At 62.7% G+C, this 13118-nt stretch carries 13 protein-coding genes; 12 read left to right on the top strand and 1 reads right to left on the bottom strand.

The window, feature by feature from the left end; all coding sequences use genetic code 11:
• The first annotated feature begins 23 nt into the window (after positions 1-23).
• Genes FJ956_RS21625 through mnhG form a run of 6 tightly spaced genes read left to right on the top strand, consistent with a single transcriptional unit; the run spans position 24 to position 6069 of the window.
• Complete coding sequence (locus FJ956_RS21625) at positions 24-2948, top strand: monovalent cation/H+ antiporter subunit A (protein WP_140680900.1); 2925 nt, start codon at positions 24-26, stop codon at positions 2946-2948.
• The gene (locus tag FJ956_RS21620) at positions 2939-3280 is read left to right on the top strand and encodes a Na+/H+ antiporter subunit C (RefSeq protein ID WP_140680898.1); all 342 of its coding nucleotides are present in this window, start codon (positions 2939-2941) and stop codon (positions 3278-3280) included. The genes FJ956_RS21625 and FJ956_RS21620 overlap by 10 nt, the downstream gene beginning before the upstream one ends.
• Complete coding sequence (locus tag FJ956_RS21615) at positions 3280-4914, top strand: monovalent cation/H+ antiporter subunit D (RefSeq protein WP_140680896.1); 1635 nt, start codon at positions 3280-3282, stop codon at positions 4912-4914. Before FJ956_RS21620 ends, FJ956_RS21615 begins: the two co-directional genes overlap by 1 nt.
• Complete coding sequence (locus FJ956_RS21610; protein ID WP_140680894.1) at positions 4911-5396, top strand: Na+/H+ antiporter subunit E; 486 nt, start codon at positions 4911-4913, stop codon at positions 5394-5396. The genes FJ956_RS21615 and FJ956_RS21610 overlap by 4 nt, the downstream gene beginning before the upstream one ends.
• Entirely contained in the window at positions 5393-5674 is a 282-nt protein-coding gene (locus FJ956_RS21605; protein WP_140680892.1) for a K+/H+ antiporter subunit F, read from the top strand. Before FJ956_RS21610 ends, FJ956_RS21605 begins: the two co-directional genes overlap by 4 nt.
• Complete coding sequence (gene mnhG, locus FJ956_RS21600) at positions 5671-6069, top strand: monovalent cation/H(+) antiporter subunit G (protein WP_140680890.1); 399 nt, start codon at positions 5671-5673, stop codon at positions 6067-6069. Before FJ956_RS21605 ends, mnhG begins: the two co-directional genes overlap by 4 nt.
• Before the next feature lie 25 nt (positions 6070-6094).
• On the opposite strand, the gene FJ956_RS31050 is transcribed toward mnhG, so the two are convergent.
• On the bottom strand, positions 6095-6220 hold the full coding sequence (locus FJ956_RS31050; protein WP_281405627.1) for a hypothetical protein: 126 nt from the start codon (positions 6218-6220) through the stop codon (positions 6095-6097).
• Between the two features lie 1408 nt (positions 6221-7628).
• On the opposite strand from FJ956_RS31050, the gene FJ956_RS21590 reads away from it, so the two are divergent.
• From FJ956_RS21590 to FJ956_RS21565, 6 genes are all read left to right on the top strand, one after another.
• Positions 7629-8312 carry a PTS sugar transporter subunit IIA gene (locus tag FJ956_RS21590; RefSeq protein WP_140680886.1) on the top strand — a complete coding sequence of 228 codons (684 nt, stop codon included), beginning with the start codon at positions 7629-7631 and terminating at the stop codon, positions 8310-8312.
• A gap of 386 nt (positions 8313-8698) precedes the next feature.
• Positions 8699-10105, top strand: a complete 1407-nt coding sequence (locus tag FJ956_RS21585) for a cytochrome ubiquinol oxidase subunit I (protein WP_140680884.1) — start codon at positions 8699-8701, stop codon at positions 10103-10105.
• A 3-nt stretch (positions 10106-10108) separates the two neighbouring features.
• On the top strand, positions 10109-11122 hold the full coding sequence (gene cydB / locus FJ956_RS21580; RefSeq protein WP_140680882.1) for a cytochrome d ubiquinol oxidase subunit II: 1014 nt from the start codon (positions 10109-10111) through the stop codon (positions 11120-11122).
• Between the two features lie 205 nt (positions 11123-11327).
• On the top strand, positions 11328-11663 hold the full coding sequence (locus FJ956_RS21575) for a hypothetical protein (protein ID WP_140680880.1): 336 nt from the start codon (positions 11328-11330) through the stop codon (positions 11661-11663).
• An 18-nt stretch (positions 11664-11681) separates the two neighbouring features.
• Positions 11682-11954: an endonuclease NucS domain-containing protein gene (locus FJ956_RS21570; RefSeq protein ID WP_140680878.1), complete on the top strand. Its 273-nt coding sequence runs from the start codon at positions 11682-11684 to the stop codon at positions 11952-11954.
• A 132-nt stretch (positions 11955-12086) separates the two neighbouring features.
• Positions 12087-13013 carry an HNH endonuclease gene (locus FJ956_RS21565; RefSeq protein WP_140680876.1) on the top strand — a complete coding sequence of 309 codons (927 nt, stop codon included), beginning with the start codon at positions 12087-12089 and terminating at the stop codon, positions 13011-13013.
• Positions 13014-13118: the final 105 nt, after the last annotated feature.

The raw sequence follows: 13118 nt of genomic DNA, 5'->3' as shown, positions 1-13118 counted from the left end.
ACCGCCTCGACACAAGGAGAGTGATGGAGCTTTATTCGCTGCCTCTGATCATCGCTCTTCCGTTCGTGGCAGGTCTTGCGGCCACCTTGCTTCCGTCGGACTCGCGCGCACCCGCGACCTGGTTGGCATGCGCAACGACGCTGGCCTGTCTGGCGTTGACGCTCTCGCTCTACCCTTCCGTCCATGGCGGAGGGATTGTCCGGCAAAGGTTCGAATGGATTCCCTCGCTGGGCCTCGACGTTGCCCTGCGGATGGACGGGTTCGCGTGGATCTTCGCGGCGCTTATCAGTGGGATCGGGCTTCTCGTCGTCGTATATACGCGCTACTACATCTCGCCAGAGGATCCCGTCCGCCGCTTCCATCTTTTCTTCCTGGCGTTCACGGGGTCGATGCTGGGCGTGGTGCTCGCCGGCAACCTGATCCTCCTAGTCGTGTTCTGGGAACTCACCAGCATCTTCTCCTTCCTGCTGATCGGCTACTGGCATCATAACCAGGCCGCGCGCGACGGCGCCCGCATGGCGCTGACGATCACGGCGATCGGCGGCCTAGCGCTGCTGGGCGGAGTTCTCGTAGTTGGTCATATCGTCGGCAGCTACGATCTCGACACGGTGCTGGCATCGGGTGACGCTATCCGGAACCACGATTTGTATGTCCCGGCGCTTTTGCTGATCCTGCTCGGAACGCTCACCAAGAGCGCGCAGTTTCCCTTCCAGTTCTGGCTGCCCAACGCCATGGCCGCACCCACGCCCGTCTCGGCGTTCCTGCATTCGGCAACCATGGTCAAGGCGGGCGTCTTCCTCATGGCCCGGTTGTGGCCAGTGCTTTCAGGTACGCCTGAATGGTTCCTCATCGTTGGTCTGGCAGGAATGATCTCGCTGGTGCTCGGCGCCTATCTCGCGATGTTCCAGCAGGACCTCAAAGGACTGTTGGCCTATTCCACGATCAGCCATCTGGGGCTGATCACGCTGTTGCTCAGTCTCGGCAGCCCGCTCGCCGCGGTCGCCGCGATCTTCCATATGCTCAATCACGCCACTTTCAAAGCATCTCTATTCATGGCCGCGGGTATCATCGACCATGAGACGGGCACGCGCGACCTGCGGCGACTCTCCGGCCTGTTCCAATACATGCCAGTCACGGGCACCTTGGCCATGGTCGCAAGCGCCGCCATGGCTGGCGTGCCACTGCTGAACGGCTTCCTGTCAAAGGAGATGTTTTTCGCGGAAGCGGTCGAGACCCATGCCGACTCCTGGCTGGACACGGCGGCGCCTTACGCGGCCGTTCTCGGCAGCGCGCTCGCCGTTACGTATTCAATACGGCTCATCCACTCGATCTTCCTCGGGGTGCCCCCCGAGAGCTTTCCGCGCGAGCCGCACGAACCACCCTTCTGGATGGGCTTCCCCGTTATGTTCCTGGTGGTGGCCTGCCTCGTCGTCGGCATCATTCCGGGGCTGACAATCGGACCGTTCCTGCAGGTCGCGGTGTCCTCGGTGCTTGGCGCCGCGACACCCCAATACAGTCTGGCGGTATGGCACGGCTTCACCCTGCCGCTGGCGATGAGCGCGATAGCGTTGGCGGCCGGCACACTGCTCTACCTGTTCGCCGGCGGCTACCTCGAACGGGCCGAAAGCCAGTTCCTTTTCGGCCGGATACAGGGCCGACGCATCTTCGAGCTGGTCATGGTCGCGATCTCATGGCGAGGCGCGCGCCTTGTCGAGCAGGTCTTCGGCACGAGGCGCTTGCAGCCGCAGATGCATCTGCTCGTCGCCGCCGCGGTCGCCGCCGCCGCGACCCCGCTTTTCGCCTCGGGGCTTGGCTTCGGAACCTATAGCGGCGGGCGGACGGATTTCGCCTTCGCCGGCCTGTGGGCCATTGGCATGGTCTGCGCGGTCGCGGCCGCGCAGCGGGCCAAGTTCCACCGTCTCGCGGCTCTGGTGCTGCTCGGGGGAACCGGGCTCGTCACCTGCCTGTCTTTCGTCTGGCTGTCGGCACCGGACCTTGCGGCGACACAGCTCCTCGTCGAGATCGTTACGACTGTGCTCATATTACTCGGCCTGCGCTGGCTGCCCAAACGATCCGAAGCGCTGCGCGAGCCAATCGGGCCACTCGCCCGCGCGCGACATTTCCGCGATCTCACGATCGCCGTGGTGGCGGGTGTCGGGATGACGGCGATCTCCTACGCCGTCATGACGCGCAAACCGCCCGACACCATCGCCCACTTCTTCATTGAAAAGGCCTACAGCGAAGGCGGAGGACGCAACGTCGTAAACGTGATCCTCGTCGACTTCCGGGGCTTCGACACGCTGGGTGAGATCACCGTGCTTGGCATCGTCGCGCTGACCGTATTCGCCCTGCTGCGGCGCTTCCGCCCTGCGCCGGACAGTATTGAACGACCGGAGCAGCAGCGTGTCCAATTGTCCTATGACGAGGCCGAGCCGGACCGGGGGGCAGGCGCGACGCCCGCGGAATACCTCTATGTGCCTTCTGTGCTCGTGCAATGGATGTTCCCGGTGGTGATTGTGCTGGCGGCCTATCTCTTCCTGCGCGGCCATGACGCCCCGGGGGGAGGCTTCGCCGCGGGCGTGGCGATGGCGGCGGGCTTCGTCCTGCAGTACATGGCAGGGGGAACGGTCTGGGTGGAAGACCGGCTGCGCATTCTGCCGGTCAGATGGATCGGCGCCGGCCTTCTGCTGGCGGCCTTGACGGGCGCCGCCTCCATGCTGGTCGGCGACGCTTTCCTCACTTCATACTTTCGGTACGTGAGCCTGCCGCTCCTCGGGAAACTCCCGATGGCGAGCGCAACCATGTTCGATCTCGGCGTGTTCAGTCTCGTCGTCGGCGCCACGGTGCTGATGCTGATCGCGATCGCCCACCAGTCGATCCGTCGCCTGCGGGCGGCTCGCCTCGAGGAGGAACGCCAGGTCGTGGAGGAGAGCCGGCAATGGAACTGACGCTTGCAGTCGCCATCGGCGTTCTTACCGGATCGGGCGTCTGGTTGATCCTACGACCGCGCACCTACCAGCTCGTCATCGGCCTTTCGTTGCTTTCCTACGCGGTGAACCTCTTCATCTTCAGCATGGGTCGCCTGCGCGTAGGGGCAGCTCCCGTACTGGGTGCGGACGGCTCCGGAAATCCTGCCGACTTCGCGGACCCGGTTCCGCAGGCGCTGGTGCTCACTGCAATCGTGATCGGCTTCGCAACGACCGCTCTTCTGCTGGTGGTCCTGATCGCCGCCCGCGGCCTCACCGGCAGCGACCACGTCGACGGGCGGGAGTCGCGCTGATGGAGTGGACGCGACACCTTCTGGTCGTTCCGATCCTGCTCCCGCTGGTGACCGGGGCGTTGCTGCTTCTGATCGACGAGTCGCGGCACACATTGAAGGCGCTGGTCAGCCTCGCTTCAACGGCGCTGCTCCTCGTCGCGAGCGTGATGCTTATGTGCATGGCGAATAGCGTTCCGGGCGCAAGCGATATCGTTTCCTTGTCCTACGCGGTCGCGAGTTGGCCCGCGCCGTTCGCCATAGTGCTCGTGCTAGACCGACTGGCCGCCCTCATGCTCGTCCTCGCCGCCGTCATTGGGTTCGCGTCGCTGGTGTACTCGCTGGCTCGCTGGCACAGGGCCGGACCGCACTTCCACAGCCTCTTCCAGTTCCTGCTGATGGGACTTGCTGGCGCGTTCCTGACGGGCGACCTCTTCAATCTCTTCGTCTTCTTCGAGGTAACGCTGGCGGCGTCCTACGGCCTGCTGCTGCACGGCTCCGGAGCATTCCGCGTCCGATCGGGACTGCACTACATCGCGATAAACCTGGCGGCGTCGCTTCTTTTCCTCATCGGCGTCAGCCTGATCTACGGAGTCGCCGGCACGCTCAACATGGCCGACCTGGCGGTTCGCCTGCACGCCGTTCCGGCCGAGGACCGGATGCTGCTGCAGGCGGGTGCGGCGATCCTGGGCATCGCCTTCCTGGTCAAGGCTGGCATGTGGCCGCTCTGCTTCTGGCTTCCTTCCGCTTACATGGCTGCCGCCGCCCCAGTCTCCGCCATCTTCGTCGTTCTCACCAAAGTCGGCGTGTACGTGCTCCTGCGCCTGAGCCTGCTGCTCTTCGGCAGCGAAGCAGGCGAACTGACAGGCTTCGGCGGGACGGTCATGCTTTGGGGCGGCATGGCGACGGTCGCCTTTGCCACATCCGGCGTGCTCGCCTCGCAGGCGATGGGGAGGCTGGCCGGCTACAGCGTGCTGGTTTCTTCGGGGACCTTGCTGGCCGCTGTCGGCATGGGCGACGCGGCGGTCGTGTCAGGAGGGCTGTTCTACCTCGTCAGCTCGACCCTGACGACAGCGGCTTTCTTCATGCTGGTTGAACTGGTGGAGCGCGCGCGTGAACCGGGCGCCGACCTGCTCGCCGTCACCAGGGAAGCCTATGGCGAAGACGGCGGCGAGGACGAGGAACGTGACGACGAGGAAGTCGGCGTCGTCATGCCGGGCGCGCTCGCCATCCTCGGCGTGTGCTTCGGATGCGTCGCTCTTTTGCTTGCGGGCCTGCCGCCGCTTTCGGGCTTCGTTGCCAAGTTCGCCATGCTGACGGGCATGTTGAACCTGGACGGGCTGGGAACTCCGGCCGGCATCCCACCGAGAACCTGGCTGCTGGTCGCACTGGTCATTCTGTCCGGCCTGGCGGCGCTGCTCGCCATGATGCGCAGCGGCATCGGCACTTTTTGGGCGCCGCTCGAAGCCGTCGTTCCGCGCGTGCTGGTGGTGGAGATCGCGCCGGTCGTTGGGCTGCTGGCGCTCTGCCTGTTCCTGACGGTCAAGGGAGGCGCGATGATCGAGTACACCGAAGCGGCGGCCCTCTCGCTGCACGATCCTTCGAGCTACATCCAGGGCGTCTTAGGCCCGGAGCAAGCGAAGGCCGTCGCCAGATGACCCGTGCGCTGCCCTACCCCATTCTGACTGCGGCGTTGCTGCTGACGTGGATGCTGCTGACGTCATTTTCGCCACCGCAGTTCATACTCGGAGGGCTGGTCGCTGTCGCGGCCTCCCGTGCGATGGCGGCGCTGCAGCCGTCGAAGCCAAGGCTGAGACGGTGGCAGTTGATCCCCCGCCTTGCCGGGATCGTGGCACTGGACATCCTGCGCTCGAACATCGCTGTCGCTCGCATTGTGATCCAACGTCGCGGCCGCAAACGCAAATCCGGCTTCGTGGCCATACCGCTCGACCTTCGCGATAGGACGGGGCTCGCCGTGCTCGCCTGCATCGTCACCAGCACGCCTGGCACTGCATGGATCGAGTACGCCCAGGATTTGAACGTCCTTCTGATCCATGTTCTCGACCTCGTCGACGAAGAGGAATGGATCACCCTGATCAAGAGCCGCTACGAAAGTCTTCTCATGGAGATATTCGAATGACCGCCATCATACTCCTTTGGTCCGTGACGGCCGCACAGATCATGCTGGTGGCCGCCATGGGCTGCTACACCTACCGCTTGATCCGCGGCCCTCGCGCGCAGGACCGGGTACTCTGCCTCGATGCCATCTATGTGAGCGCCATGCTTCTGGTGCTCACGGTCGGCATCCGCGCCGGAAGCCCGATCTATTTCGAGGCGGCCCTGATCATCGCGGTGCTGGGCTTCGCCTCGAGCGTGGCTCTGGCGAAGTTTCTCATGCGCGGCGAGGTGATTGAATGACACACGCTGGAGCACTACCCGCCTGGGCGGCGCTGCTGACAGCTTTCCTCGTTCTGCTGGGCGCCGGACTGACCCTCCTCGGTGCAATCGGAACCCTGAGGTTCGGCAGCTTTTTCGAGCGCGTGCATGCTCCGACGCTGGGTACAAGCTGGGGAACAGTCGCCATTGTGCTCGCCTCGATCGTCCGCTTCTCGGCGCTGGGTTCGCGCCCTGTCGCGAATGAACTCCTGATCGGCGTCTTCATCACCGTCACAACCCCGGTCACGCTGATGCTGCTCGCACGCGCAGCCCTTTATCGCGACCGGGCGGAGGGAAAACAGGGCGTGCCTGCCCGATCGATCTTGCGACCGCCGCGTGGCCGAAACCAGCAGGGGGAAAGTGGCGGCGGCCAATGAACGCGCCGCCACGATTGTGGACGGCCTAACGCCGTCGTCCGGCCCCGGCCGCCTTGGCGCCAAGTTCCGATACCGTGGCCGCATCCTGAATTTTCCTGTCCTTGCCCTGCTTCGGCTTGCGGGCTTCTCGATTGCCGTTTCTCTTGGCCATTTCCGGTTTCCTTCGTGCATGGTTGAGCGGTCCACCGAAGCGGACGCGCAACGCTGAGAATTTGAGTCGATAGGAAGCTCCCTGACCTGACGGAATTGATCCGCTAGGCCAGGGCTAGCGGCCTGTCTTGGGCCGCTTCCGGAAGGGAAGTCCGCGTGTTGGAATCCTGTTCACAGACACATCATGGCCAGGCTGCGCTCGAAGTCAAATGGATGGAATGCCGCACGGCGCCGCGCGGTTCGCTTGCGGCGTTGCGCCCGATTATCGCCAGCGCATGGCACTGCCAGCGTCCGAAGGCCGCACCCGGTCCCAACCCGTTGAATCGGCTGCGTCCAATGGCCATATCCGGAGCATGGTTATTCCGGGCAGTCGCAAAAAATACCTGGTCGTCTCGGCGTCCCTCCTGACGCGTTCGTAGCCCGAGCGGCTCGAACGCTCCGTTCGCCGTCTCGGGAACCTTCACCCACAATCAGACAGACTGGCACGGCGCTGCTTCCTAGCGATGCGGCGAGCGTCGGAGACGCGCGCCCGGTGCCTTGCGTCAAGTCCGTTCACCGATGCCTATTCGAAGGCCGCGTGGAACGGGCCTGGCGAACTCGAAGGAGGACAACATGTCCATATCCAAGTATTGCTCGCGCACGGTTCGACGGCAGGCTCCTGCGCTTCGCCAATCCCGAGCCACCGTCGCGCAACTGTTCCTACGGGCGGTTCAACGCTGGCAACGGAACCGTGCCATGGCCGCGCTTGAAGGCCTGGACGACAGGACCCTTGAAGACATCGGGATAGCGCGAAACGAAATCCCGCAGTTAGCGGAAAGCTTCTTTAGGCCGTCGGAACATGGAAGGTGGAGCTCCGTCGCAAGGCATCCGCCAATCGATCGGCAATTTCAGCGACCTGTCTAACAAGGGCAGCAGCAATGGACACGACAACAAGAACAATTGTCGCAGTGGGCCTTTTCGCCCTGATGCTCGTCGCTTTCCTGGCGATCTGAACCTCGCGTATCGGCTTGCCGGGACTGGCGTCGCTTTCAGAGACGAGGCTTTATCGGCTAGGGTGCGTATCATGTGCATGGAGACTTTCGTCAGAATTTCGAGGCTTGCCCGGCAAGGACGGATCCTTTCCCGGAGCAGACCCTCCATCCCTCGATCCCGCACGTAATCCTGCTCCGGGACCTTCCATAAAACCTGCGGTTCATTCCAGCGGCCCCTTGCGGCGCCGCGTCGATGGAGCGTTACATGAAAATTTCCCGTTCGAGGCGCATTTGCCTTTCCTGCGGCCGATCATTGCCAAGAGCAGCCTCCCGGTTCCCTTGGTGCATAGCCTCGGTAGTCGTGCCGGCCGCGTTGGTGGATCACCCGCCGCCGCACCGTCCGCCGGCTGGCCGCTTCGCGTCGTGGCAGGTGATGCTATGAACTCGGTGCTGAACCTGGCGCTTCAACGTGCCGACACGGCGAGCATCGCCTTCGACTGTACTGCCGCTCATCGGCCCGGACGCGATCCCCACGCTGGCTTTGCGTCCGGGAGGGCCGTCCATCTTGGCGGCTCCGTTGCCCTCGATGAATCGCACGGCTTCTCGCGGCATCAACGGGGCGACCAAGCACGGCCCATGATGACGGTGACCGACCTGCTTGAAGAACAGGACATCCTGCTCGGCGTGCACGCCAAGGGAAAGCGGTCAGCCCTCGCCAGAATCGCGGCCTGCCTCGGGGAAAGAGCGGGCGTGGGCCAAGGTGCCGTTCTTGCGGCCCTGCTTCGCCGCGAGCGACTCGGCTCGACCGCGATCGGGCGCGGTGTCGCGATCCCCCACGCACGACTTGACGGGGTATCTGCGCCGGCGGCGATGGTCGCGACGCTGCAGCGCCCTGTCTGGTTCGACGCGCCCGATAGCGATCCGGTCGATCTGCTGCTGGCCGTCCTATGGCCGAAATCCGACAGCGCGGGCTTCCTGCCCGCTTTGGCTCAACTTTGCCGTCTCGTGCGCCACCCCGAGCTCCGCGACCGCGTTCGTACTTCAGGGACGCCGGCTGAGGCTCTCGATTGGATGGCATCCTTCGACGAAAGGGTCGCCGAGCCACCCAACGGCATCCTTTGAGGGCGGTGCTATACCCGCCCCCTGGGACTCCGGCGGGAGGCGCGCACGTGAACGGCTTGCCTGCTCACGAGCTTGTCGCAGCCTCGAAAGAGGGCAGGCTGTCCGCGAAGCTGGCGAGCTTCGGCACCGTCTCGCGGGCCGTTCGAAGCGCAATCTGCGCAGCCTGCCCGAGTCGTCAAATCTGTTCGACTTGCCTGGCACCGTAGATCTGCCCGCAATGCGGTCGAGGATGCGTTCCGCGGGCTGCTCGCCGCTGGACGGGAGGGCCCATTCGCGCCGAAAGCCGCGTTGCGGGCTCGTCTTTCGGACTTGTTCCCCATCTTCGCCGTGCTATCTTCGCCCACGTGGTCCCTCCCGAACGGGGCCGAGCGCACGCAAGGCCATCGATGGACCTCGATCCCCTGCTCCTTTCCCGGCTTCAATTCGTATGGGTCATCGGCTGGCACATCCTGCTGCCTGCCTTCACCGTTGGCCTCGCGTCCTATATCGCCCTCCTGGAAGGCTTGCATTTCTTCACCGGACAGGAGATCTACTTCCGCATTTCAGGCTTTTGGATAAAGATTTTTTCCGTCGCCTTCGGCATGGGCGTGGTGTCGGGCATCGTCATGCCCTTCCAGTTCGGCACCAACTGGAGCCGTTATTCCGATGCCACGGCAAATGTCCTGTCGCCGCTTTTCGCCTACGAAGGGTTGACCGCCTTCTTCCTTGAGGCCGCGTTTCTCGGAGTGTTGCTGTTCGGCCGGAATCTGGTTCCGCGCTGGGCTCACTTCGTGGCGGCGCTGATGGTGGCTTTCGGCACGCTTCTGTCATCCTTCTGGATACTTTCCGCCAATAGCTGGATGCAGACGCCGGTTGGTTACGAACTGGTCGACGGCCGCTTCTATCCGAAAGACTGGTTCGCGATCGTCTTCAATCCCTCCTTCCCGTACCGCCTCGGCCACACGGTGGTCGGTTTCTATGTCACCACCGCATTCGTCGTCGTAGGCGTGGCCGCCTGGCTGGTCCGGCGCGGCCGCTCCGTGGCCGAGGGATCGCGCATGCTGTCGATGACGTTCTGGCTGCTGACGATCCTCGTCCCGCTGCAGATCCTGCTCGGCGACGAGCACGGGCTGAACACGCTCGAGCATCAACCCGCGAAACTGGCGGCAATCGAGGCGCATTGGGATACTGGACGGCGCGTGCCGCTAGTGCTGTTCGCCCTGCCCGACGAGCGGAACGAAGCGAACCGTTATGCGGTCGAGGTGCCCCTGCTTGGCAGTCTGGTCCTAACCCATGATATCAATGGCGAGATCCGAGGCCTGAAGGAATGGCCGCGCGACCAGAGACCGCCGGTGGCAATTCCGTTCTTTGCCTTCCGCATAATGGTCGGGATCGGCCTCCTGATGCTAGCGATGGTGGCGGCTAGCTGGTGGCTGCGCTGGAAAGGCAGGCTCTTCGATACCGCTTGGTATCTGCAAACCTGTCAATGGGTCGCTCCGCTCGGGTTCGTGGCGGTGCTGGCAGGCTGGACCACGACCGAGGTAGGGCGTCAGCCCTGGACGGTTTATGGGCTTCTCAGGACCGCTGATTCCGTTTCCCCGTCATTGACGGGGAGCGACGTGCTGATCTCGCTTGTCGGCTACATGGTCGCCTATCTGGTGATCTTCCCGGCCGGACTGATCATTATGGCGCGCTTCGTTCGCAAGGGCCGGGAAGTGGCCGAGAGCGAGCCGGAAGAGATCGAAAGCGGCCGCCCGGGCGGCCCCGTGCGCGCCCTGCCCGGCCCAGCGCAGCGACATGGAAAGGCTGGCTGATCCATGGAGCCGCTGGTTCTCGACTTCGTGCCACTATGGACGCTGATCCTCGGGATCGGCGTATGCTTCTACGTGATCCTGGACGGCTTCGACCTGGGTGTCGGCATCCTCTTCGGCTTCCAGCCGGACACCGCGTCTCGCAACTTGGTCATGAACTCGATCGCGCCGATCTGGGACGGCAACGAAACCTGGCTGGTGCTGGGCGGGCTGGCGCTCCTGGCCGCCTTTCCGCTGGCCTTCGCTATCATCATTCCTGCCGTCTATTTCCCCATTCTGGTGATGCTCCTAGCGCTGATCTTCCGCGGCGTCTCCTTCGAATTCCGCTATCGCGATGCCGAGCACAAAACTTTCTGGGACCATGGCTTCAGTTGGGGCTCGACCGTCGCTACCTTCGCGCAGGGCATGGTTCTGGGCGCCTTCATCCAGGGTTTCGAGGTGGATGGCCGGCATTTCGCCGGATCGTCGTGGGATTTCATCACACCCTTCTCCGTCGTGACGGGCGTCGCACTGGTGTTCGGCTACGGGCTACTTGGTGCCGGATGGCTGGTGCTGAAAACGGAGGGTGAGCTGCAGGTGCGCGCGCGACGTCACGGCCGCTGGTGCTTCCTGGGCGTTTTCGCAGCCATCGCGATCGTCAGCGTATGGACGCCACTTGCGAATGCCGGAATAGCCGCGCGATGGTTTTCCTGGCCCAATTTGCTCTTCCTTTCGCCCGTTCCGTTGGTGACAGCCCTGCTAGGCTGGCTCGAATGGCGCTCGCTCAACAACAGCTCCGAAGTGGCGCCGTTCAGCGCCGCCATCGGCCTGTTCCTGATCTCCTATCTCGGCATCGCAATCAGCCTTTGGCCGATGATCGTGCCGCATGTCTACACGCTGTGGGATGCCGCTTCGGCACCGAGCACGCAGGCGTTCCTCGCGGTGGGCACGCTGTTTCTTCTGCCGGTCATCCTCATGTATACCGGCTGGTCCTACTGGGTGTTCCGCGGCAAGGTGAAGGCGGACATCGGCTACCACTGACGGCCGAGGATCAGGCTTCTTCGCCGTTTACCTTCAGTCGCATTGCAGTTGCCACCGTATCGATGCCGACAGTGACAGCTATTGATTGGACGCATCAGTTCCGAACTACCTACGCGCGGAGACGAGTGGCAGATGGAATAGTGCCGATGATGTACCCTCCGGCCGGCCAAACTGTTTGCGGGAATTTTTAGGGCAAGGTACTCAGATGAAATTTAAGGACTTCTGGGGCTTGAACGTGGGGGAAAACGCCGCGATCGCCGTGTCATTGGCAGCACGCAAGAATGGTACGACCATGGGCGAGATCAGCAGTCACACCGGACAGAGCCAATACAACGTGTTCAAGCGCTTCAAGGAGTTCGGCCACGATGTCGTCTACGAAGGCAACGGAAGCGGTATGCGGATATGGCTTCGGCATAAGAACGGCATTCCATTCCCCGCCGATGCGGAGCCCGTTTCCGACAACTTGATCAAGAGCGACGAACTCGCTCTGCAACGTACCCTAAGGAACAGCCTTGATCTCGTCGAACCGGGTCTGAGGTGACTCGACGGCGGATCGGAAATGGATTTTCGAGACATCACCGCAGTGGATGCGAAGGGTCGCCACGTAGTCATCGAACTGAAGGCGAAAAAGGCCACCAAGGAAGCATTGGCTCAAATACTCGCCTACATGGGCGAGGTCGTCGTCACCAAGGAACTGCCATTAGCACAAATCCGAGGCATTCTAATCGCCCCTGACTTCCAGGAGCGCGCGGTTCTGGCAGCTAGGGTCACGCCGAACGTCACCCTAATGCGCTACCGTATGCCGCTGGCTTTTGAACTGGTGACCGGATAGGGATTCCAGACCTTTCCCCGCGAGCTAGCCGAGAGGTTCTTTCCGGCTCGTCGGCCCGGAGAATATTCTTGATCACCTATTCGTCCTGAATCGGATCCGTTGGCCACAACAGGCCAACAGACAATCAAAGCGATGACGACTTTCCTGCTGAAGACAAACTGCGAGTTGCACCTCCACGGGGCTGAACCGCGGCCGATCAACGCTTCTCAATGGGAGGGAGCGACCGTATCGGCCCTGCGCCCTCGCAAGCTGGAAGGTGGACCAGGAAAGGAAATTGCCTCCGGTGATGCGCTAGTCGTCTGGACCCATGAGGACCCTGAATTCGGAAACGGGCAAGGCCTGACGGCGACGGCGACGGCCGGCTCCGTTACGGATCGAGGGGAAACTCTGGATGTCGTCCTGCAGGAGGTAAAGCTAGTACAGCCTCATGTTCGGCTGAACGAACAGCCGCCCGGACCAAGCGGAAGCGCGCTGCTCGATTTCCTGAAAGGCAACCGTCACAGGCGGACGATCGAGGTCAGCGACGAGGACCTCTCTCAGTTCTGGAATGCGATTGGAAAGATTGACCGCGAGAGGCAGGCGCGCATTGGAGCCTATATGCGATCCATGCCGAAATCCGCCGAAGAGCAGGCTCTCGACGGCGATAGGCAGCAGATTGCTGAAGGGTTCGAAAGGCGGTTCGCCAACGTCGAGGTGCGTCCTGAGCAGGCAGCATTCAGGCGCGCCCTTATCCGTCTATATGGCACGAAATGTTTGATTAGCGGAAATCAGGTTGAAGCTGTTATCGAGGCTGCCCACATTGTCCCTTTCTCTGAGGGCGTTGAGTTCCGAAACGACGTGGGCAACGGGCTACTGCTTCGGGCCGACATCCATACACTGTTCGATAAGTCGCTGATTTCCATTCGTCCGGTGGATAGCCGGGTGATAGTCGCGCCATCTCTGAAGGGAAGCGCCTACGAGAAACTTGCGGGGCGACTGGTGCAGCACAAAGCCAGGCGAGAGTTCTTGGCTCGGCAGTACGTGGAATTCGCCCGTCGTAATCCATCAGGGAAGTCGTAGCTCTCCATGTCGCTATAGCTAACTATGCCCTGCGCGCTGCCCGCGAGCAGGGCATCTAGGAACGCTCGAGCTACGATCGCGGTTCAGGTCTTGTTTGGGAAAACA

Origin of the sequence: Mesorhizobium sp. B2-4-3, assembly GCF_006442815.1 — a bacterium.
Taxonomy (GTDB): domain Bacteria; phylum Pseudomonadota; class Alphaproteobacteria; order Rhizobiales; family Rhizobiaceae; genus Mesorhizobium.
The sequence above is the reverse complement of the archived record's forward strand: the minus strand, read 5'-3'. Positions and strand labels throughout refer to the sequence as shown.